This is a genomic window from Candidatus Phycorickettsia trachydisci (assembly GCF_003015145.1).
Lineage (GTDB): Bacteria > Pseudomonadota > Alphaproteobacteria > Rickettsiales > Rickettsiaceae > Phycorickettsia > Phycorickettsia trachydisci.
Genome location: NZ_CP027845.1, coordinates 666728 through 691012 on the forward strand (window position 1 = coordinate 666728; position 24285 = coordinate 691012).

Here is a 24285-nt window from a genome sequence, read left to right on the forward strand (position 1 = left end):
GTATACCAAATCATATGTTGTGGAACGCGTTATGCCTCTGTGGTGGAATGGTAGACATGGCAGACTCAAAATCTGCTGCTTTTTAAGCGTGCTGGTTCAAGTCCAGTCAGAGGTACCAATAAAAGAGTAATTAAGTATGTTGAAATCTAAAGGTCTTTATCTATTACTGTCTCTATGTTTCTTAGCATCCTGCACTAAAATCAAAAAATATGCTTCAAGTAACATTACACCAGACTCTACTTTATATACGGTAGGCACCTTGGAAGGTCCTTCCACCTCTAATCAGAAGAGTACCTATCAAGAAGGCGTTGAATTGTTGAACAAAAAAAAGTACAAAAAAGCGGCAGAAAAATTTGCAAACATTTATTATGAAGAACCCGGGGGACAAATAACTCCATACGCTGAACTAATGGAAGCATATTCATATTACTTACAAGGAGACTACAAAGATTGTATTGACATTTTAGATAATTTTATTTCTTTACATCCTGTCCATTATAAAATTGAATGGGCGTATTATCTAAGAGCTAATGCAGCTTTTGAACATATACATGACATATATTATGATCAAAATGACACTTTAGATGCTAAAAACTTTTTGGAAGAGGTATTGGATAAATTCCCTTACAGTAAACACAGGGACGATATAAGAGCAAAATTAAGTACTATAGATGACTATATAAATGCACGGGAGATGTACATAGGTAAGTACTACATGATTGGACGCAATAACCCTATAGCAGCAATCAATAGATTTTTACCAATAGCTTCAACAGATAGTATCCATCAAAGCGAAGCGTTATTTAGACTATATGAAGCTACCCTCTCTCTTGGCTTGAAGGATGAAGCATCCTATTATGCAAATAGACTCACTAATAAATTTCCTGACAGCATATGGGCTCAAAAAGCTCGAATTAAGCCTAACTTAAAGGATGATACTTAATTTATCGGTCAAGAACTTTTTAATTGTCGAGTCTGTATATATCGATTTTACAGATGGGGTATCTGCTCTAAATAATAAAAAAGCGGCTGAAAAATCGTTAATACTAGATGCTATTTTACTCTGCTTTGGATACAACTTAAATGGCTACGACTATATTCAACAAGGTAAAAACAGCTGCACTTTAACTTCTGAAGTTGATACATCTAAAGTGCCTTCTTTAAAGCAAATATTTGAAGATAACGGAATTGAGCATGATGACACAATAATAATTAAAAGGTACCAAAAAATAGATAAAAAGGCATCTTTTTTTATTAATGATCAGCAAGTAACTCACCATATGATTAAAGAAATCACCTCAAAATTATTAGAAAATTGTACATTTGGCATAGATTTTAGCAACCCCACCAATCATGCCGATATTCTTGATCGTTATGGTAAGTTAGAAATATATAAACAAGAAATTAATAAATTATATAATCAATGGCAAGATGGTATCTTAAAACTTGAAAGCTTAACCTTATCAGAAAAGAGTATTCAAGAAGAAATAGAATATTTAGAATCTGCCATAAATGATCTAAGTCAAGCAGGAGTTAGACCTAATGAAGAGAAAGTGTTATTAGAAGAAATTAAAGAGTTACAAAAAACTATATCTAACCAAAAATTAATTAAATCTGCTTTAAAACACCTTAGTCAAGTTGATTTAAATGAATCTTTTGCCCAGGTATCAAAAATACTAGGCCAAGAAGAATCCCTGACAAGTTCCTTGAATCATTTGGAACAGTCTTTGATAAATTTAGATGCTTGTAAAAAAATCCTGCAGAACAAAGTATATGAATCAAGCCTAGAACATCAAATTTTTGAAATTGAAGAGCGTTTATTTGAGATCAGGACATTAGCAAGAAAACACCAAGTAGATGTAAATTGTTTGCACTTGTTTTTCCAAGAAAGCTTATTAAAACTACAAAAATTAAGGAAATATACACAAGAAAAAAATGAACAATCGTCTTACAACAATGAGTTATTCATAAAATATCAAAAACAAGCATCTTTTTTAAATCAAAAACGTCAAAAAACAGCCAAAGATTTGGAACAATATGTAGGCCAAATCGCAAGCAATGAAATATTTAAGATCAATATCGAAGCAATACCTAAAAAACTAGATAATGTCCAGTTTGTCCTACTCGATCTTGATATGAAAAACGATATTGTTGCTAGTATCAAACTAGCACTGACGGAGAAAGCAAATCAACCTACTATTCTTTTTAAACAAGAACAAACTTCAAAAAATATAGAAAACTTTATAAAAAAGCAACTAAGTGTTTTATCTATTAACCATCAAATCATTTGCATATAACTTATCTTATTAATAATCTTTAATACTCTATTTTTTTACGAATATTTTCAAATTTACTATCTGTAAAGTCTTGATTATACGATAGAACAACCAATACCCGATATAACATAATCTCACCTTCAAAGAACCTTCAATAAGGTCAATTATGGATAATATTTGAAACAAACTTTTAGCACAAATCTGGCAACTTTATCATATGCTAAAATAAATGCATCTTTTTTTGTTCAAAGTGCTAATTTATTTACTGAAAATCATATTTAATATGTCATTATCCATGTGGGTTGCAAGCATAATTAATACTGCTGCAAATAGATAGGTGTAAAATGATTTATTTACATGCGCAATAAGTTAAAAATATTTTTAGGAATATTAGTTCTGCTATTTGGTTGTAATAAGAAATTTCCTAAGGAATTCAACCAAAATATTCAAGATCTAAACAAATTTCAAACCTTTACTGAAGTTCAAGGTGAAGCAAAGCCAATCGAGACTATTAATGCCATTAAGCATCGTTATTGCAAACGTGCTGATATACATTTTAAAGAATTAACTTTTCGTAATTTGTCTCTTTTACTTTCCAGAATCTATAATACCCAAATTAATATAACTCAAAATCCTGATTTACTACTCACCATCAATTACTCCAATATATGTTTAGAAGATTTACTAGATCAATTAGGTGGTTTGTATAATATAGGTTATGCGAAAAGCAATTTTGGCTATAATCTTGACTACAAAACTCTTAAAACAAAATTTTTCACGATTAATTACCATAACTTTAAAAGAAGTGGTAGCTCAACAACATCAATACAAGGAGGAAGTTCTTTATCAAGCTCTACAGGAGGAAGTAACTCGGGACAAACAACAATTCAAACACAAACTGAAGACAGTTTTTGGAACAATATAGCTCAAAACCTTAACATATTGCTAGGAGTAGTAGGACAAACTAACACTGCTCTAACAAGTAATCCGATGGCTTCGGATGGAGAACCAAGCTTTAGCATATATAAGGAGAGCGGAATTATAGTTGTTAGCGCATTTCCTAAAGCTATGAAAAATGTCGAAAAATTCATTAACAAGGTTAATAAAATTTGTTCTAAGCAAGTGCATATTGAAGCAAAAATCCTAGAAGTAACCTTGTCTGACGAATTCTCAACCGGAATTGATTGGAACATCTTAGAAACTTTAAGAAGCGGTATGACACTTACTAGCTCAGATTCCATAAATTCAAAATTAGATATGAGTATGCCATCATCTAGAATGACTATAAAAGCAACTAATCAAAATACATTTAAATCAACAATTGAGGCATTAGCAACACAAGGTAAGGTATCTGTATTATCTTCCCCTAAAATATCTGTACTTAATAATCAAAAAGCTGTATTTAAGTTTGGTGAAGATCAGTATCATATTACAGGTGTAACAAGTTCTACCTCTTCTAGTAGCAACAATAATAACAATAACAACACAAATAACGCAATTGCCACCCCAACACTTACAGCAATGTTTTCAGGGATCTCTTTGGATGCAACTCCAACAATTACTCACAATAACCAAGTGATTATGCACGTACACCCTACTGTTACTACTATCAATGAAGAAGATAGAAGCTTTAAGCTCTCAGGACAAGAATCTACAATACCTTTAGCTTCAGTAGATACACGCGAGGCAGATACGGTAGTTAAAGCTCGTAATGGAGATATAATAGTAGTGGGAGGTTTAATGCAGAATACAGTCAGAATGATCAGATCAGGTCCAGCTACAAAAATTAAATTCTTTGAAAGAATATTTGGAACCAAACAAGAGCATGTCGAAAGAAAAGAGCTTGTATTATTACTCCGCCCGGTTGTAGTTGATAGCGAAACCGCAAAACCTGACTTCTCTAGATATTTATTGGATGAAGAAGGTGAAATATTAGAACCAAGACCAAGTATTGTCGAATTTGACGAGTAAGATTACTCATAAAACTTTGATTGGCGGGAGCAACGGGGCTCGAACCCGCGGCCTTCTGCGTGACAGGCAGATGCTCTAACCAACTGAGCTATGCCCCCTATTAAAACACCTAGTTATTCTAACATCCTTTCGATCTACTTCAAAGAACTGATTTAAATATTTTTATTGTTTTTCTATGAGCAAAATATTAATGTTATTCTATTACATAACCCCATGTAGAAGTTTATATGCTAACGTTTCACACACTTTTCAGGAGTTTACCAGGCATTTGGAAGATAACAAGAAATATAATATCTCAAATTCAGCATGAAAACCTTAAAATCACAGGCCACGGAACGTTTATTACATCTCATGATGATACTAATCTTCTTTTATATTCAGAAAAAGTAAACGTTAATGTTCGTGGCAAAGTCAATACAGGTACACAAAAATATCGATATAAATATGACCCAACAAAGCCATCTGTATCTAAGTACTTTAATGATGGGAGATTTTTTTATGAATTAAAGATATTAGATATAGATAAAATGATGGGAGAACATTTGTGCATTAAAGATAAGTACACAGCTCAGTACATTTTTAAAGAAGACCATTTTACACTTACTTATGCGGTAAAAGGACCATCTAAGTCTTATAAAATCATTACAGAGTATACAAAATTACCTCTAAAGATGATTTAGACATTACTGTAGAAAATAACAAAATTATATAAGGAAAAATGATCAGATAAATAAGTACCACACATATATTATCTACCCTACGTCAACTTATCAGCAGCCCCTCCCCTCATAGGTGGAGCACCACCTCCGCCTTTAGTTCCAATCTTATCGGACGCCCCCTCTTTATTCTGAGCACTTGCTTTATCTTTAGCGCCTCCACCACCTCCACCTTGTGAAGCACCACCTTGAGCACCACCACCAGAACCTCCTAAAGGTATACTAAGACCCCCAGTAACGTTCGCGGCAAAACCTTGAGCAGCCATAGCTACTTTATAAATCACAAACGATATTATAGCTAATTTAAAAGAAGCCAAAGTAAATGTATAATCAGTCTTTACTACATCAGTAGACCAAAATAGACCAGATTTAGTATGCCAATAAGTACTGTCTGTATAAAGCTGATATAATTTCCAACCAACGCTCTTGCTACAGGTTACCGTATTTGTGCTACTAATATCGTATGTTACGACAGTTCTAGCAGTACCAAGAGGGTATGTGGACTGAGTAAAAATGCAATCACCATATATTGCCTGATCATATACCATAAACATCACGGCAATAAAAACCGACATAATACCTGGCTGCAAAGCAAATGATAATGTCATTTTGAACCATTCATTAAAGCTATTTTTCGTTTTTTCAAATAGCACTAGAGGAATAATTAATGGCGATATAAAGACCATCACGGCAATCATTACGGAATATACTATAAAAGTACCTACAAAAGTCACTAATAAAACATTAAGAAAAACGTAAATAAAAAACACATTAAAAACAACAAGTATCAGATTACTCGATAGGAAAGCTGTAATAACTTTAAAAATAGCAAAAGTATTAGGAGAAGTTCTTGTAGATGCAGGCATAGAATTATATATAAGTCCATAACCTAAGTAATATCCTATCCTACAATCTATGGCATCAAATAAAGCATAATAAGTATATCCATCTGGATATGTCGCTGGGTCAAATTGACACAAACCCCCATTTACATTACTTCTTCCAGCACTAAAAACAATACTGGCAAGGTCTGTCGTAGTTTTTTGCAAAAGCGGTAAAGCTATGTCTATCATACCGTTTTGCAAATTCTTGGATATGTTAGTATTGAAAACAGAAAATACGTTTACTCCTACGGTAAAATATACAACAAGCAACATTTTAATTACTCGCATAATCGCATCGCCCCAAGAAAAATTGAAACTATACTGACCATCCTGAAATCCATGACTACTTAGAAGCTTAATACCATAACCTATGACGTATAGAGTCAGTAACGCACCTATAGTTTTGCGCAAATAATCTGTCACTTGATAAAATGAATTTAAACTACCATTGTTGACACATAAACCCGGCATAAAAAATAAATTATTCAAAGAATCTCTCACACATTCGACCATCAACCCTGTGATGCTCATTAAAACTTTACTATGGCTATTACCTAAACTGAACGTACAAGCATCGGACTGAAAGCATGCAAGCGGCGAAGTATTATTTGCGGTATTAGTATTAGCTTTAAAATCAGTTGCCGTAGGTTGACAAGTAAGAGGCAAATCTCCATAAATTGTATCCATAATCAAACACAGTTGATTTGTTTCTTTATGCAGATCTGCTCTAAGAGAAATATTAGAAAATATGCTTTGAGTAAAAAGACTGCCCAAAGTATTTAATGGAACCTGTTGCCCAACATTAAAAGTATATTTTGTAGTATTGCTACTAGTATATGTACTATCATTATATACATACAATTGCATCTGCGTATCTGAAGCGCTGCAAGGAGAGCCTAAAATATTTAGGCTATTATAAACATAGCCATAAGGAGTTTTAGCTTTTAAATATGTCTGATCAATAGTAGACGCAATATTCGTATAATTACTGCATGCACCATGCGCTAGTGGTAAATACATCAAGCATATGATTAAAAGTCCAAAAATTTTATTAATATATTTTTGCATCTATAGCCATGTATTTTTAAGTTTTACCACTTGTTGTTCCTCCATCAGAACCTTTTGTCGAATTACCAGAATTTATTGTGATATTATTTGACATTTTCGCACTTCCCTTAGTACCAGATGAACTAGCAGAACTACTCATAGATATACTTCCTTCTGTTTTACTGCTACTTGATTGAGACGTCAATTTAGTCTCACTGCCCTCAGCCCCCTTGCGTTTAATTGTATCTCCAGCTTTTTTATCTCCAGCATCAGCCGAGCCATCTCCTCCACCCTTAGCTTTATTCATCAGATTCTGAGCAAAATCTTTGATATTTCCTCGTTTAAAGTTATCCCCAGCACCACCTGGTCCTCCCCCCGCTCCAGAGCCTGCTTGATTTCTAGCGTTTTGAAACTTTTTGAAAGCTCCATCAGCTACTTGCTGCATCTTATCAAAGCTTTGTTTCGCACTACCTACCATTCCACTAACAGACATACCACCAGTTAATTCTGCAGCAAATTGAGATAATTGTTCTGTTAATTGATATCCTATGTAAAGCGTAAAACAAGCTGTCATCATAGACATACAAAGCTGAAAAAACTCTTTCATTGGAGCCATAGCAACATTGAAAAAATTACCTGAAGAATCGTAATTAAAAGAACTTCCTACAGCACCTAAAATACTAGTACCGGTATTAATTGCAATATTTCCTATACCTTGAAGTGCTTGAAGTGAATTATCTATCATTGCGGCATAACCTATATCATTGAGGTCCAGTAAAGTTACAGTTGGAATACCATTTGTTAAAGGGACCCCACTAAAATCAAACTTTTCAGATAACCACCAACCTAGGGTTTTATTACAATTACCGGTACTTCCACTATTAATATCTATATAAAAAGATTTTAAAGTAGCTCCAGTTGGCGACTTAATGTAAAAAGGAAGATACTTACAATCACCATAAAAACCATAATCATATATAGAAAATAGTATGACCATAAACGTAACACTTATCATAGGTTGCAGAACAAAAGACAAGAACGTGTTTCGCCATTTTACAAAATATTCATTGGTAAACTCAAAAAGAGCCATAGGGACAAACAAAGGAGCCATAATCCCCATGATTGCTATAAATATCATACATACAATGCTTACTTTTATAACGTAAGCACCTATAGACAAAACCATAATTGGCCAAGCTATTGCTAAATTAAATAGATACATATTGCCCGTATACAGCGCCGGCAATAAAAGAAGCATATATGGAGGAACAGAATAATTCACAGCACCCAAGTTAGGAGTGAGCGAACCACTATCAACCATCCCATTATCACGCAGTGAAGTGAATAAGTCGGCTGCTCCATTGATCCCTATATATGTGGCAAGTCTGCAATCTAAAGCATCCCATAAGGCATAACTTGTGCCCGTATAATCAGAATCATAATAAGCACATAAACCAGACGTACCAGCACCAGCTACCCACCCAGCCATCTCATTCAAAGCGCCAAAAAATGTAGGAAATACCCAATCTATCATCCCACTGAAGGTCTTTCCGTTATAAACAAGACCAATAGAAAAATAACTTACCAACATTGCCTTGAGAAAAAACATTATAATCTCAGACGAACTAGTCATACGACCAAGAGCAATTTTAACCCCTCCTAAGATTATATAAAGCGTAAGTAAAGCAATTACGGAACGTCTAAGTACCATCTGCAAAGAATAAAAAGCACTAGTACTAGAACCTATAGCAGTTGTAGGGTCATTAAGTAAAGGAGTATTAGTACATACTGAAGAGGCCCCTACAACGTTCATCAGCATACTTTGTACACAGTTAATTATAGGAGATGATATGGGTAATAAGGCTTTTGATGCCTGTACTGCAGAGTAGTAACAAGTATTTAGATTATTACAACCCAAGTCTTGCTGAGCCGCAGTCTGTAAAGCAGAATAAGGAGTACCATTAGTATCTGAAGTAGCACGTACGTTAGCAACGGTGACGGCTGACTCCCCCTTGAAAGGCATATACTTAGAATATTGATACGGATCTTTCATATATTTACACCCGATCTGACTCTGCATATATCCATCATCAATTATGACACATACCTTATCATCATACTTTTTAATAGCAAGAGGCATAATCGGTACAATTGGAACAAGAGGTATAGGAAAATCTATTAACGTAAAAATCTCACTTTTTTGAGCACCTGGAAGTATACTCTTAGAATATGGCTCATAAATTTTCTGTGGAGAGAGACTAATAGCATTTTGAAAAGCCGACTGAATTTGAGAAAAACTATCGCCTTTAACCATACCTTTTATGGCAGCATATGCACCTCCACCCAAACCATATATCACCATATTAGGCACAAGCTTATAATTTGCACACATACCAAACTCCACCTTCGTATTATAGTAGTCAGCTCTATGATAATACGAGCAATTATCATAACCAAGAAGGTCGTGTTGATTCATTGCAAGCCTAAGAAAAGCAGGAAGGGTATTAGGAGTGAAGAAAGCTTTAAGAGCGAAAGACATTAAAGGCATTGGCGTACACGAATTTATTAATTCTCCTTTCACGAAATTCAAAAAAGTTTGCGTTTCACATGTCATCTGCATAACATCTGATACCATCGTCGTAATAGAGCTAGCAACAGACACAATCGCAGCACTCACCTTATCAGATTTTCCTTTATCCGCTGCAGCAGGTCCAACTAAAGCTGAATATGTGCTATCTGCTGTAATTTCAGCACGACTTATGGTGTGAGATAAGAGGGTTATTAGAAGAAATATATTAGCAAATCTTCTCATCATTTAATTGACCTTGCTTTGCGATAGAAAATTTTCAACCAGTTAGCAGGATCCTCACCATGTTCTGCCCTTAGTTCATCAAGCATAGTGATAATACTAGAGCGTCCAGATAAAACATTAATAATATCACTCATGCCACTCAAATCTACTTTAGCAACAACAGCGCCAACACCTTGTTTAATCAAGAAATACCTGGAACTAGGATCAGTCTTTAAAATTAAATTAAATTCTCTTTGCGTAAGCATAAATGCCGTACGATAAACGTCGGTGGCCTTAAGGTTAGGTAAGAAAATTTGTGTTGCTGTTTGTTGAATCAAAGTGTCACTTATTTTACTTTTTGCAGCATCTTCAACACTTTGTGTAGCAAAAATTACGAAGGTATTGAGTTTACGCAGAACTTTGAGCCAATCTTTGATTTTAGGACCAAAAATAGGGTTGTCAATTAGCGCCCAGGCTTCATCTAAAACGATCATCGAAGGATATCCCGTCAAAGATAAGTTAATTCTATGGAAAATATATAAAAGCACTGGAGCAAGACTAACTGGGTCCTTAAGTAAAGGAGCCATTTCAAATCCAAATATTCTAGCCTTACTTAAATCAATAGAGTCTATATCATTATCAAAAATTCTTGAATATGCTCCTCTGCTATGCCACATAGAAATTCTGCTTGCAAGCGTGCCTGGACCATCCATTCCGAGGAAAGCAGTAATGTTACATAATTTCCTATCTTTTTGTTCTAATCGATAATTACCTTCTATAGCTTGAGATAAAAGTTTCACATCCTCCGCTGATACGTGCTCTCCATTGCTACTAACGAGAATTTTTAGCCATTCAATTAAGAAAGTTCGATTTTCACCAGTATCAGGTAACTGAAGTGGATTAAATCCGCACTGTTTACCTGGATCAATAATTGTATAAATGCCCCTTAAAGCTCTAATAAATACCTCAGCGCCTCTATCCTTATCAAAGAAGTACATCCTAGGCTTAAATTTTTGAGCTTGAGCACATAAAAAGTTCATCAGTACCGTTTTACCCGCACCAGTTGGTCCAATAATTAACGTATGTCCCACATCTCTAACATGGAAATTAAAATAATATGGCGTTCCGGATGTCGTATTCAAAATAGTTACATATTCCCCCCAATGATTTTTCTCCTTTTTACCTAAAGGATAGTTATGCATCGAAGCAAAGCTTGCAAGGTTTAATGTGTTAATTGTTGATTTACGTACTAAAAAGTGTGAATTACCCGGTAATTGGCCCCAATAACAAGGCTCTAAATTAATTCTCTCACGTATGCCCCTAATACCGCAGTTTGAAAGCTCAACTGCAGCAATGGATAACACATTTTCTAAAGCTTTAACGTTTTTCTCAACGCACATAATTGTGAAATGATGTTCACCAAAACTGATTTCACCACTCATGGCCATATCCAGAGCAACAGAAATTTCTTTAATTTGAGAAACTGCCTTATCTTCCGATTGGATCATCCTATTTTGTTGAAGCTGCATTTTTTGTATCGCAACAGTACGGTTAGCAAATACAAAACTTTGAGTAATGACAAACTCAAATGGCAATTGCAAAAATCTATCCAAAACCCCAGCATAGGTATAGGGTCCATAATCTGCAACGCTCACTATACCCGCATATCTTTTACCTCCTGGCCCAGATGCTTCAATTGATCTATTACCAAAAAATAATCGATGATTGCATAGGTACCCGTCTATGGTTTGTTGAGGCACAATGACATTTGAATTATAACCACAATTAACAATCGTGCTTAAAAATTCTAAGATGCTACAATAATAGACCCCATTAATCTGACGCAAACCCAAAAGTTCAACCCCATAGTCAGAGAAAGTATTTACAATCCTAGTAGTAAGCTCCTCAATATTCTCTGTCATTTCCTGCATTTCTTTCTCCCATTCATGCTTATCAGAAGTAGCTTTAAATTTTTTCACTAAGTACTCAAGCATAGCTAAACCAGCTTTATCTGGCTTATAGAGTATTGAGACGTAGATTTCATTAAAATATGAATCCGAAGTTGAATATTTTGCATTCCAAATATGATTAAGATAGCTCGTAAAATCTGATCTATCTACACTTTTTGCGACATGATCACTATCAAGCAAAGATTTTCTTTTACGTATTGTATGGAAGTATAAAACAATACTGCCCGATGCAACGTTTTTATACAGCTGATTACGCATGTTTTTCTTGATCTCAATCTCAATATCATCAGCAGTTTCAAAGGCAAATCCATTAATCTTAACAACTTGCAATAACTCATTACTCTTGGTCAAAATAGTATTTTGATTCCAGTGACACCTATATGGTATAAATTTAGCTGCCGAAACCTCTTTCTTAGAATAAGGTGATTTAAGTGGCTGAGTTTTAAATATTCTAAACATTACTACACTTTATAAGAATGGGCTCCGTAATATACCTTATTAGGACAATCGCCAAAATATTGAAATTTATTTAAATACAGCTCTAGAAATCTAGGTTCTTTGAAGCATAGAATGTAACCAACTGCATGAAATATAAATGCCATTCCCAAGATCCTGAAATCAGAATAAACAACGAACGCAATCGCTGATACCATGATGTTGAATATCGCAAATTGGATACTCACACCAAATATCATTGCAGGCCTTGTGAGACCCACGAATAGTGGATCGGAATTCATGTCAGACATAAGCTTAAGTCCTTTTAGGTAAATCTTTTCCCTATTCTTAAGAATTTAGCTTATCTTTAGAAGTAAAAACCTCTGTTAGGTTAGTAAAATAGTTGAATTATGTCTTATATAACACTTTATAGGCTATGGGAGCTTTTGAAAAATAATAGTAGTCTATGATACACAAGTTCTGCAGCACGTCGTGCCATAAATTCTTTAGCATTGCCACTGGCCGTATAACTAACAACAGGGTTATCGTAAATTGGACTTGAACTATGAACTTTTATCGTATCTTCAAAAATAACCTTACCTTGTTCATATAACTTAAAATGCACCGTATGATTTAATACCTCTCTTTTATCATCTGCTTTAGATAAAGTTAAAATATTACTATCATATTTTAAATTTGCTTCTAAATTATATTTAAGATTTTGGCCTAAATTATTGCGCAATAGACGAGCGAGGTGATAATAAAATTCAGATGCTTCAATTGAATTACCAGCCGATATACCAATTAAAGACATTTCGCCTCTAATTTCGCTATTAATTTGATTGTGCTGACAAGAGGTGAGTAAAAAACAAATTACCAGTAATAATCTTTGCATACCTAAGCCACCACCAAGTTAACAGTTCTGTTAGGAACTATAATAGCCTTTTTCAAAGATTTGGTCGCTAAATCTTTCTGTACAAGCTTTAGCGCCTCTTCTTTAATGATATCTTCAGAAGAACCAACGGCAATTTGAATTGTCCCCTTCAATTTTCCATTCATTTGAACAGAAAGAGTTACTTGTTCTTGAATCAGGTATACTTCTTCATACTCAGGCCAAGGAGTTTTAGCTAGTATTGAAGTTTTACCAAGTGTGCTCCATATCTCTTCTGTAACATGAGGGGTAATAGGATTAATCAATCTAATAACTATTTCAAATGCATCTTTTATTTCTGGCACTAAAATATTTTTATAAAACAGATCGCTTACGTAATTATAAAGCTCCCTGACTCTTGCTATTGCCTTATTAAATTTAAGCTCTGCTAAGTCTTCCGTGAAAGTTTTGATTGTTAGATGCATCAAAGATAAAACTTTTTTACTTTCGTCCCCTGCAACAAGCTTATCTTTACCTATGGCTGCAAGTTGATCACTAAAATCTATCATCTTCTTAATAAACCTCTGACAACCCTTAATACCATTTGTTGACCACTCAATCTCTTTCTCAGGAGGAGAATCCGACATAACAAAAAGCCTTATTACATCAGCCCCATATTCCTCTAAGATAGAATCCAGATCCACAACATTTTTCTTGGACTTGCTCATTTTTTCTAAAGCGCCCTTAAAAACCTGCTTGCCTGTAGATTTATCTTTTAATACTCCATCTACATTTACCACCATATCTGGATAAATCCATTGGTTATCTTCGTCTTTATAAGTATGATGTAGCACCATTCCTTGAGTTAAAAGACTTGTAAATGGCTCACGAACACCAACATAACCTTGTTCGTTCATCGCCTTAGTAAAGAACCTTGCGTACAGTAAATGTAAAATAGCATGCTCAATACCACCTATATACTGATCAACTGGCATCCAATAATCGCAAGCTTCCCGATCGGTCATACCCTGGGCATGCGAATTACAATACCTTGCAAAATACCACGAAGACTCAAAAAATGTGTCAAAAGTATCAGTTTCTCTAGTAGCAGGTCCTTTGCACTTGTAACAAGCGGTATGCTTCCATGTTTGATGCGTATCTAACGCATTACCTCTACCTGTTACATCCGCATCTTTTGGCAACACAACAGGTAAGTCTTTTTCTTCCACAGGCAAAATACCACATTTTTCGCAATGAATTATTGGAATTGGGCATCCCCAAAATCTCTGCCTTGAGATACCCCAATCACGCAATTTATAAAAAACTTCCTTTTTAGCTTTACCTTGTTTTGCAAGATGCTCTATTACTTTACCTTTTGCTTGCAGAGAATCAAGACCATCTAAAAATTCTGAATTAATCATTGTCCCCTCACCTGTATATGCAGACTTTGAGATATTAATTTCTTCCTTCTCATTATCAATTACTTGAATGATAGGTAAGTTATAAGTCAGAGCAAATTCATGATCACGCTCATCATGCGCTGGGCATCCAAATAAAGCTCCTGATCCATAATCAGCAAGCACAAAATTTGCAATCCAAATAGGCAAAGTTTCATCTGGCTTTAAAGGATGGATCACCTTAAGTCCAGTATCAATTCCTTCTTTTGTCTGATCTGATCTATCATCATATTTTTTTGCCTTTTCAATGAAAGCTAGAATTTTAGGATCCTTTAAATCACGCAAAATAGGATGTGCATAACTTAAGGCTAAGAAGCTAGCCCCAAAAAGAGTGTGAGGTTTAGTTGTAAAAATTTCTATTTCCTGATTGCTGCCTTGGATTTCAAACTTTACTGTTGCACCTTCAGATTTTCCGATCCAATTTTCTTGCATGATTTTAACATTTTCAGGCCAGTCCAAATCTTTTAAATCAGAAAGCAATTCTTCTGCATAATCGGTGATCTTTAAGAACCACTGAGTTAAGTTTTTACGCTCCACAGGAGCACCAGAGCGCCATCCCTTACCATCAATTACCTGCTCGTTAGCAAGCACAGTATGATCTACTGGATCCCAGTTAACAACAGATTCTTTACGGTATGCTAAGCCCTTTTTAAATAGCTCAATAAAGAACTTTTGCTCATGTTTGTAATAATCAGGATCACACGTCGCAAACTCCCTACTCCAATCATATGAGAGACCTATTTTTTTTAATTGCTGCTTCATGTATTCGATATTTTGATAGGTCCAAACAGCAGGATGCACTTTCTCTTTAATAGCAGCATTTTCAGCAGGTAATCCAAATGCATCCCATCCAAATGGGTAAAGCACATTATACCCCTGACTTCTTTTATGACGAGCAATTACATCTCCAATGGTATAATTTCTTAAATGTCCAACGTGAATCTTACCTGAAGGATAAGGGAACATTTCAAGCACATAATATTTAGGTTTTTGTTTATCATATTCTTTAACATTAAAACACAAGTCCTTCTCCCAGGCTTCTTGCCACTTTTTTTCTATATCTTTAGCTATCATTTATCTACCTTAAACGAAATTACGACGCTGATGTCTTGTTTCAAAAATTCTTACATTACCAGTTCCCGAATGCATTGAGATAGAATTGGTGATAATAATGTTATCCTTTAATTTTACTCCGAGTAATATTGAACCATCAGTTACGCCCGTAGCAGCAAAAATTACATCACCTTTCGCTAAATCATGCAAATAATATTTTTTATTTAAATCCGTAATACCCATTCTTTGAGCTTTATCTTTTTCATCTTCATTGCGAAATAAAAGACGGCTGCACATCTGCCCTCCAGTTGTTCTTAAGGCACTTGCTGCTAATACTCCCTCTGGTGCACCACCTATTCCCATATACACATCTACTTCATACTCCATCGATGCTGCGATTATTGCAGCTAAATCGCCATCCTGAATAAGCTTTACTCTTGCATTACAAGATCTCAATTGACTGATTAATTTTTCATGTCTTGATCTATCCAAAACCACAACAATCAAATCACTCACCTTACAACCTTTAGCAGTTGCGACGTTTTTTAAATTCTCTTCTACCGTATAGTCTAAATCGATAATTTGATCAGAATAATATCCACCGATGGCAATCTTATCCATATACACATCTGGAGCATTAAGCAAACTACCCTTCTCAGCCATAGCAATTGCAGAAATTGAGTCTTTTCCCCCAGTGGCAAGTATTGAAGTACCTTCTAATGGATCAACTGCAATATCTATCTCAGGACCCTTACCCGATCCAACAGATTCTCCAATGTAAAGCATCGGAGCTTCATCGCGCTCACCCTCCCCAATTACTATCGTGCCCTGAATATCCATCTTATTAAGCGCATTTCGCATCGCTTCAACAGCAAGCCTATCAGCCTCATGATTATCTCCCTTACCCATCATTGCATATGCCGCAATAGCCCCGGCTTCCGTATTAATAACTGCTTCTGCTTCTAATTTTATATCTATTGTACTCATAATATTTTATAATTTGATCAATTTTGCAATTCTTTCTACTTCATTCAAAGGTTCATAGTTGTAATCTTCTAGCTTTGTATCTTCTCCTAATAAACTAGCTATTTTATTATTTACTAATTGGTTTATAAACCTTTCGTGTTTAGGTGATTTTATTATACCCAAAGGTTTATATATATAACAAGGCTTTCCACTTGAGGCTATTTCACTACACATCGATATAGAATCGCCTGTGGCTATTATATACTTGGCAGATTTCAAAATACTAAAATAAATATTATCCTGATATCCCTCAGAAGGATCATAAATTACACTACTTTCAAAAGCTTCCTTAACTATTTGTTTTACGCGTTGATCTGTTCTTCTGCTAAAGGTGATAACAAAATTGCACGAAATGTTTTGAGCTGCTTTTTGAATATACTTTACAAGATATGCCGCATCCTTGTACGTAAAATCAAAATTGCGCGTAGCACCGCCTATCACAATTCCAATAAAATCTCCTACATCTTGATGTATCTCGTCCATTTTAGGAGCTTTTTGCATTTGATCATAAGAATCATTTAGAGCCCCTATGATTTCTATTGTATTATCACTTTTTCCAGCTAAATCATGCTGAGGCAAGATAACATAATCAAAAAAGCTATGCGCAACCTCAGGACGCATTATATTGATTATCTTTAGACTAGGATTAGGCTTTTTTAGGTAAACTGCAACAAGAGCGCATCTCCTACTTGCAGATATAATAACTTCTGGCCTATTAGTGGATAAGTCTAGGTTATCAGATTTATTCTTATCAACGTGCCATATGCCAGGTAGTAAAAAATTAGGTAGCCAGCTTATTAATAATCTGTATTCTATGTTTTTTAGCTCATAATCCAGGTCTAATGCCTTAGCTAAAGCAAGCATTTGATTTGTTGAACCTACTCTATGATCTTTTAAAATCCAAGCTCTTTTTCGCACGCTAAATGTAATATTATGTCCTACACCGCACATTATATCCGAATTTTTAGCAAAAATAAGTAGTAAAAAATCGGGATCAATATTAAGATATCTTTAAATGACTATTTTATGAATACAAATGAGGTTTATTACATATCTAATACTGCTGATCTTTTCTTCGCACTCTTTTGCCATAACTATCCCAGTTAAAACCGCCACCTGTCAAACAAAGGAAGTTTATGACTCATATAATGCTATCGGTAAATTAAAAGCAGCTAAAAGACAGGACTTTTTTATCAGTATAGCTGGAACAGTAGATTTTGTTAGTGATAAGCAAGGACAAGTTGTTGAGTCTGGAGAAGTGGTTTTTGCTGTAGACAAATCACTCGCTGAAAGCATAAAACAACACGCTGTGGATAATTATGAAGAAGCAAACCTGAGTCTTAAACGCAGCCAAGTTTTATATAATAAAAAACTTATCAGCGATGATGCATTAGATCAAGCAAAGTTGAAAGTTAGTAACACCAAATCCGCTCTAGAGCAAGCAAATAAAACATATAAAAACATGGTATTTATTGCTCCTTTTAAAGGAAAGTTGGGCGGCATAGATTATTTACCAGGAAATTACGTCACACCTGGACCTGAGCCTGTATGCAGTATTATCGATGAGTCAGCTGGTAAGCAAATCACATTCTATTTACCCGAAGAGCTCATCAATAAATTAGATGATACTGCAGAAGTTAACTTAAAACTAAATGACAAAATATACCCTGCTAAAATAATTTCTAAATCTCCCTATTTATCTCCAAACAATGGAGGGTTCTTGGTTAGCACATCTACTGATTCAAATGTAGATATACCAGATAACGCAACAGTTCTTGGAGAGTTCAGGTTTAGCAAACATAAAGCCCTTGTTATCCCAGAAGAGGCTCTCGGAAAAGGCAGTCAAGGTGATTTTATATATTTGGTTACAGATGACTCAGCTCATAAGATAATAGTCCAAACAGGCTTTCGTAACGATGGCTTCGTAGAAATTGCAGCTAATGAATTAAGTGAAGGCTCTATTGTTATATCAGGGGGAATGAATAAGTTGTCTGATAAATCTAAAGTTAAAGTAATTCCAAACGATAAGTAGGTTATGCGCATCTCTGAAATATGCATAAAAAGACCGGTGTTTGCAACAGTTATGAGCTTGATGATATTACTTATTGGATTGGTATCATTTTCTAAACTTACAATTAGAGGCGCACCAGATGTTGATCCACCTCTAATCTCTATCACTGCAAGCTATGGTGGGGCCAGCGCAGAGTACATGGCAAATAAGGTTACTACTGTACTTGAGCAAGCTATGCGTTCTATAAAACAGGTAGATTTTATTACATCTCAAAGCTCTACTGGCACATCTAAGGTAAATATTTTTTTTACGCTAGATGCAGATATTGACCAAGCTCTTAGCGACGTACGTTCCCAGATATCTCAAATTAGCTTAGCCTTTCCATCAGATATGCAAATTCCTCAAGCATCAAAGCAAGATGCAGATAGCAATCCTAGCATATTCCTAATCGTAAGAGGCGATAATTATACTAAAGCACAATTAACCGATATAGCGCAAAAACAAATATTGTTGCAACTAGAAAGGGTAGATGCAGTAGGTACTGGTATAATGCGAGGACCCAAATTCAATACAGTAATAGTCAAATTAGATCCATTAAAGCTATATCAATATAATCTTGATCCTACTAGTATTGCAAATACAATTAACTCTCAAAATACTGACTATCCTGCTGGTATTATTAAAACTGACAAGCTAAATTTTGTTGTAAATTTAGATGCAAGAATTAAATTACCAGAACAATTTAATGATATAGTTATCACAAAAATTGCGAACAGAGTTATTCATCTTAGAGATATTGCGGATGTTTCTTTTGAACCCACAGATCCAACTTCAGTTTTTAAATTTAATGGCCAAGAAGCTCTTGCAATAGGTCTTGTTAAACAATCTAAAGCAAATATACTTGATTTATCTAAACAAGTGACAAAGGCTTTACCTTCCATAATTAAAACTCTCCCAGCTGGTATAAATATATCAGTAAGATATGATGCAGCATTACCAGTTTCTGACTCAATTAACGAAGTAATAAAGGCTGTTATAGAAAGCTTAATATTGGTTTTTATAGTCGTATACTTTTTTCTCGGATCAGCTCAAATTACTTTAATACCAGTCGTTACCATACCTGTATCTCTCGTTGGAACTTTTTATTTTATGCATCTTGCTGGGTTTTCAATTAACACCTTTTCACTACTTGCCATGGTACTTGCTATTGGCCTTGTTGTTGATGACGCTATTGTAGTTTTGGAAAACAGTTATAGATATGTCCAACAAGGTTTAAGCAGCATTGAGGCTAGTATAAAGTCTATGAATGAAATAGGTTTTGCGGTATTGGTCATGACTACTACTCTTGCATCCGTATTTATCCCTATCGGTTTTTTAGAAGGATTTGTTGGCAGATTGTTCATTGAATTTGCATGGACACTAGCATTTTGCGTTATTTTATCAGGGTTCGTTGCAATAACTCTAAGCCCAATGATGTGTTCTAGATTAATCAGTGTACATAACGAATCACAACTACCCTTACACTTAGCGAAATTTGCTCATTTCATCCACTATGTAGAAAATTTGTATGTCACTTTCTTGCATCGGATGTTTAAAAATCAAAAAAAATTTTTCATGATTTGTGGAAGTAGCATTTTTTTATTAGTGCTTGGTTTTTCAAATGCCAACAAAAGCTTTATACCAGTAAAAGATGATGGAGCACTAATGCTGATTTGCTTAATCAAACAAGGTACAAGCTTAGCTATTTCAGAGCAATACGTAGACCTACTTCAAAAAGAAATAAAAAAAATTCCTGAAGTGGAAAACGTCATATCAGTTGCAACATCTTCAGGTGGATTTGGATATATAATACTTAAAGATTGGTCAGAAAGATCTAGATCACAAAAACAGATTAGAGACGAGATCAATATGAAATTATCACGTATTCCTGAAGTTTCTGCCTTTACATCTAATTTACCTTCTGTACTTAGTGGAACAGCTAGTAAAGCTGTTGAATTCAATCTACAGGGATTAAATGCATCTTGGGAAGAGTTAGAAAAGACCGCATATCAATTTATAGATGAACTGCAAAATTATACTTTCTTGTCAAATTTTGATTTAGATTATAAAAGCACTGTACCAGGTATAAATATATTTATCGATAAAGATAAAGCGCAGATGTATAACACATCCATTCCATCTATAGGGAACACTCTTAATTACTTGATGACGACCCAAAATATTAATAGCTTTTTAATGGATGATTTAATTTATAATGTGCAAGTAGGCTTTGGTATAGCGGATAGAAGTCATATAAATGATTTAACCAAAGTATATATTAAAAGTAATGATGGTAAAATGTTACCTTTAAAAACCTTTGCCAAAATTCAAGAAACAGCAAAAGTCCAATCGTACAATCACTATAATAATCTCAAAACTATAAGTCTCTCCGCTGATATCAAAGATACCGCAAGCCTTGGAATGGCCGCAAATGCTATTAACACCCTCACTCAAAAAATTATTGATCCATCTAAAATTAAGGTTGAATTTTTAGGTAATATCAAAAGAATGTCGGAACAATCTTCATCTTTATTATTCGTATTTGCGCTCTCTATATTTTTTATATACTTAGTACTCGCAGCTCAATTTGAAAGCTTTAAAGATCCACTAATTATACTACTATCCGTACCTTTCTCCATCACGGGAGCTATACTTACAATCCTAATATGCAGGAATAGCATTAATCTTTATAGCGCTATTGGTATAATTACTTTGATTGGTCTTGTAACCAAAAACGCAATCATGATTGTTGAGTTTGCAAACCAGATGAGACACAGCAGTCTTAGCCTTTATGAAAGCATCATCAAAGCAGCACAAATCCGCTTTAGACCGATTATGATGACAAGCCTTTCAACGGCTCTTGGCGCTATGCCTCTGGTATTAGCTAGTGGAGGAGGAGCAGCTGCTAGAGTATCGATTGGCTTAGTGATTTTTGGAGGAATGATAATAGGTACTTTATTCACCTTATTTGTAATTCCATTCGTATACGTTAAGTTTAATAGAGAAGTAAATACGTGAAAAATTTTCAAATTCTTATTGCATCCACTAATAAAGGTAAGATAGCAGAATTATCTGAGCTTTTAGCTCCATTTAATTATAAAATATTATCATTAGCAGATTTAGAGTCTAAACCTCTTGAACCTGATGAACCATTCAATACCTTCTTAGAAAACGCAATCCATAAAGCTAAATATTATGGAAAAATGACTAATTATACCTGTTTAGCAGAAGATTCTGGTTTGTGTATAGAAGCATTAGATAATTTTCCAGGAGTGAGGTCAAAAGAATTTAGCGTTGCTTGCGGAGGCATAGAAAATGCCCTACAAAAACTCGAAATTATGCTAAAAGGTAAAGAGAATCGTAATGCATTTTTCCATAGCTCTATAGCATTATATTTTCCTGATCAAGATAAAATTTTGACAGCCAGCGGACAAGATCATGGCTCTATCACATTTCCACCTCGAGGAAGACAAGGCTTTAGCTTCGATCCAATTTTTATTCCTACTGGGTATAACGAGACTTTCGCTGAATTAGGCATGCAGAAGAAAAACGAAATGAGCCACAGATCAAAAGCTCTTAAAGATATAATAAGGCAGTTAGAAAAACTCTAATTAATTACTGATTGGTAGAAGTATAAAAACCGTGTCCATTAAGAATAACAGTGCAACAATTATTGGGCATAAGTTAAGCCGCAGCTAGTATATCATCTACAGTGCCTAAAAGACCAAAATGATGGCAATCGTGGTGGATAACTATACTACTGTCGATATTATCGCGTAACTCGTTACACATATAGTATGGTATTAAAAACTCATAATTGCTACTTCTAAGTATTAGATCTTCCAAGTAAGATAAGAACAATTCTTTATTGCTGTCATTAACTAATGACGTTAGTTCTTCTGCTTTATGTTTTAATTCAGACCTTTTTTCATTCACATTATCAAAACCTTGGTTTAATGAAAAATAGAAAGTATCAAATTCAAGACATTTGTTTAATATTTCATCGCTTAATTTACCTTTATATTCAGCGGTTATAGGATGTTCTTCTTTCCTAACTTCGGTACCTGTGACTAATTTTTTCATAAAAATCCTAAAATTTTATTGATTTTATTAATACCATAATAGCATTTTATTAAAAAAATACACACAATCTCTGACATCTTGCTTAGTATCACAAAATTAGTAACTTGATAATTTCATCCAAATTTATGCTTAGAGAGTTTTTAATAGATTCAAAAGTACTCGATAAATTAGAAAGAAATTTATCTTACATATAAGAACGCAAGGATAAAACTAAAAGCCTCATATGCGATGAACTAAGTTCAGAGACCAAGAAGGATAAGTGTTTATAACATTTAGATTCCACTCACCAAAAACTGCAACATAACATCAACAGCAGACCATCCAAATAATATGAATCCTGCACCACAGATATTGATTAAATCATATAGCTTGTAGGATGAAGAACCATAAGAAGGAATACTTTCTTCTAGGTATTTATCAAAAAATAAAACTTTGATAATGCGAAGATAATAAAACGATGTAACTAAAGTTGTTAATAAGCCTAATAAAACTAACAAGTAACGATTATTCACGAATAAGCTGTACAATACATAGTATTTGGCACTAAATCCAACGAGAGGCGGAATTCCAATGAATGATAAGATACTTATCCCCAAGAAGAATGCTCTACTCTTACTAACAGTCTTCAGTTTGCTTAAGTGATTTATCTCTAAATTATCAACATCAATATTACTAGAAGCAAGGATACTTAATACCAAAAGTGAGTTAATTGAATATACCATTAAATACATCAAAGCTAGATTATATTCTAATAAACTCAGACTCATTAATACGTAGCTTATATTGAATACACCATTGTAAGCTAAAAATCTTTTAAAATTTTCTTGCCTCAAAGCTCCAAAGCAACCTATAAAGAGGGACAAAGCAGCTGAAAATTGTAAAATAGGTATTACGATCCTTTCTAAAGGCCAAGAATGCATAGTTTCGCGTAATACGATAATTAAGGCAAGTAATGCCGTTACCTTACTTATGGACATGAAAGTTGATAAAGCAAAAATAGAGCTTTCTTGATATACATCAAGCATCCATGTATGAAGAGGAGCTGCTGCTAACTTAAACAATAAACCTAAAATTACTAAACAAATTCCAAGTCTTGCTGCGAGATTTAATTCAGCTGAAGAAATAACGGAATAATTGACACTCCCTACAAAACCATATATGAATGAAATACCAAACAGTGTTATGCAAGTATTGATCGCACCTAAGCTAAAGTATTTTACGCTTGCTTCCGATGCTAAAGGATATGAGTCATGTAAAAAGCTGCATAATATGTAGCATACTAGCGCCTGAATCTCTAAACCTAAAAATAGAGTTAATAAATTATCAGAACGCAATACGACGAACCCACCAAGTAAATTAAGCAAATTAAGAGGCAAGTATTCCCAGGCAAAATTCTTATTTTTTACAGATATGAAGAATAAATTAGCAAGCGCGCATGCAGCAATCACAAATAACCCATATATACCTGCTATATTATCAATGAACTGATCGGGTAAAATACCATCTCTAAATTGATGCAATGCAAATACGGCCACTAACATCACATTAGATATTCCTGCTAATCTCTTTTGATCAAATTGGCACAATATTCCCGCGCCAATTAAAAGGCTTGATGAAAGAAATAACCACAATTCAATAGACGCTAAATAATGCAT

Annotated in this window: 17 protein-coding genes and 2 tRNA genes; 8 read left to right on the forward strand and 11 right to left on the reverse strand. The window is 34.4% G+C overall.

Annotated features, from left to right (window positions below; genetic code table 11):
• Positions 1–33: 33 nt before the first annotated feature.
• From phytr_RS02900 to phytr_RS02915, 4 genes are all read left to right on the forward strand, one after another.
• Positions 34–118: transfer RNA gene (locus phytr_RS02900), tRNA-Leu, on the forward strand.
• An 18-nt stretch (positions 119–136) separates the two neighbouring features.
• Positions 137–943 carry an outer membrane protein assembly factor BamD gene (locus phytr_RS02905; protein ID WP_106874392.1) on the forward strand — a complete coding sequence of 269 codons (807 nt, stop codon included), beginning with the start codon at positions 137–139 and terminating at the stop codon, positions 941–943.
• Positions 933–2297, forward strand: a complete 1365-nt coding sequence (locus phytr_RS02910; RefSeq protein WP_106874393.1) for a DNA repair protein RecN — start codon at positions 933–935, stop codon at positions 2295–2297. Before phytr_RS02905 ends, phytr_RS02910 begins: the two co-directional genes overlap by 11 nt.
• A gap of 336 nt (positions 2298–2633) precedes the next feature.
• Positions 2634–4247, forward strand: a complete 1614-nt coding sequence (locus phytr_RS02915) for a type II secretion system protein GspD (protein ID WP_106874394.1) — start codon at positions 2634–2636, stop codon at positions 4245–4247.
• A 21-nt stretch (positions 4248–4268) separates the two neighbouring features.
• Here phytr_RS02915 and phytr_RS02920 read toward each other — a convergent pair.
• Positions 4269–4345 (reverse strand) — tRNA-Asp (locus phytr_RS02920).
• Between the two features lie 129 nt (positions 4346–4474).
• Between phytr_RS02920 and phytr_RS02925 the strand changes: the two genes are divergently transcribed.
• Positions 4475–4927: a DUF6314 family protein gene (locus phytr_RS02925; RefSeq protein WP_106874395.1), complete on the forward strand. Its 453-nt coding sequence runs from the start codon at positions 4475–4477 to the stop codon at positions 4925–4927.
• Between the two features lie 77 nt (positions 4928–5004).
• Here phytr_RS02925 and phytr_RS02930 read toward each other — a convergent pair whose 3' ends face one another.
• The 8 genes from phytr_RS02930 to phytr_RS02965 all read right to left on the reverse strand — a co-directional run bounded on the left by phytr_RS02930 (position 5005) and on the right by phytr_RS02965 (position 17448).
• Positions 5005–6915, reverse strand: coding sequence for a TrbL/VirB6 family protein (locus tag phytr_RS02930; protein ID WP_106874396.1), 1911 nt, complete (start codon positions 6913–6915; stop codon positions 5005–5007).
• Between the two features lie 16 nt (positions 6916–6931).
• The gene (locus phytr_RS02935) at positions 6932–9709 is read right to left on the reverse strand and encodes a TrbL/VirB6 family protein (RefSeq protein WP_106874397.1); all 2778 of its coding nucleotides are present in this window, start codon (positions 9707–9709) and stop codon (positions 6932–6934) included.
• Positions 9706–12114 carry a VirB4 family type IV secretion/conjugal transfer ATPase gene (locus tag phytr_RS02940; RefSeq protein WP_106874398.1) on the reverse strand — a complete coding sequence of 803 codons (2409 nt, stop codon included), beginning with the start codon at positions 12112–12114 and terminating at the stop codon, positions 9706–9708. Before phytr_RS02940 ends, phytr_RS02935 begins: the two co-directional genes overlap by 4 nt.
• A gap of 2 nt (positions 12115–12116) precedes the next feature.
• Positions 12117–12401 (reverse strand): VirB3 family type IV secretion system protein, encoded by a 285-nt coding sequence (locus tag phytr_RS02945; protein ID WP_106874399.1) that lies wholly within the window; start codon positions 12399–12401, stop codon positions 12117–12119.
• A gap of 116 nt (positions 12402–12517) precedes the next feature.
• Positions 12518–12985: a hypothetical protein gene (locus phytr_RS02950; protein ID WP_106874400.1), complete on the reverse strand. Its 468-nt coding sequence runs from the start codon at positions 12983–12985 to the stop codon at positions 12518–12520.
• Positions 12986–12987: 2 nt separating this feature from the next.
• Entirely contained in the window at positions 12988–15492 is a 2505-nt protein-coding gene (leuS, locus tag phytr_RS02955) for a leucine--tRNA ligase (RefSeq protein WP_106874401.1), read from the reverse strand.
• 9 nt (positions 15493–15501) lie between these two features.
• Entirely contained in the window at positions 15502–16458 is a 957-nt protein-coding gene (gene glpX / locus phytr_RS02960; RefSeq protein ID WP_106874402.1) for a class II fructose-bisphosphatase, read from the reverse strand.
• A 6-nt stretch (positions 16459–16464) separates the two neighbouring features.
• Positions 16465–17448 (reverse strand): mitochondrial fission ELM1 family protein, encoded by a 984-nt coding sequence (locus phytr_RS02965; RefSeq protein ID WP_106874403.1) that lies wholly within the window; start codon positions 17446–17448, stop codon positions 16465–16467.
• An 85-nt stretch (positions 17449–17533) separates the two neighbouring features.
• Here phytr_RS02965 and phytr_RS02970 point away from each other — a divergent pair, with 85 nt between their 5' ends.
• From phytr_RS02970 to rdgB, 3 genes are read left to right on the forward strand one after another with little or no spacing between them, the layout of a single operon-like run.
• On the forward strand, positions 17534–18529 hold the full coding sequence (locus phytr_RS02970; protein WP_106874404.1) for an efflux RND transporter periplasmic adaptor subunit: 996 nt from the start codon (positions 17534–17536) through the stop codon (positions 18527–18529).
• Between the two features lie 3 nt (positions 18530–18532).
• On the forward strand, positions 18533–21565 hold the full coding sequence (locus tag phytr_RS02975; RefSeq protein ID WP_106874405.1) for an efflux RND transporter permease subunit: 3033 nt from the start codon (positions 18533–18535) through the stop codon (positions 21563–21565).
• Positions 21562–22158, forward strand: coding sequence for an RdgB/HAM1 family non-canonical purine NTP pyrophosphatase (gene rdgB / locus phytr_RS02980; RefSeq protein ID WP_106874406.1), 597 nt, complete (start codon positions 21562–21564; stop codon positions 22156–22158). The genes phytr_RS02975 and rdgB overlap by 4 nt, the downstream gene beginning before the upstream one ends.
• 73 nt (positions 22159–22231) lie before the next feature.
• On the opposite strand, the gene phytr_RS02985 is transcribed toward rdgB, so the two are convergent.
• Together phytr_RS02985 and phytr_RS02990 are read right to left on the reverse strand one after the other, a co-directional pair.
• Positions 22232–22630: a hypothetical protein gene (locus phytr_RS02985; RefSeq protein ID WP_106874407.1), complete on the reverse strand. Its 399-nt coding sequence runs from the start codon at positions 22628–22630 to the stop codon at positions 22232–22234.
• Positions 22631–22902: 272 nt separating this feature from the next.
• The gene (locus phytr_RS02990; protein WP_106874408.1) at positions 22903–24285 is read right to left on the reverse strand and encodes an NADH-quinone oxidoreductase subunit N; all 1383 of its coding nucleotides are present in this window, start codon (positions 24283–24285) and stop codon (positions 22903–22905) included.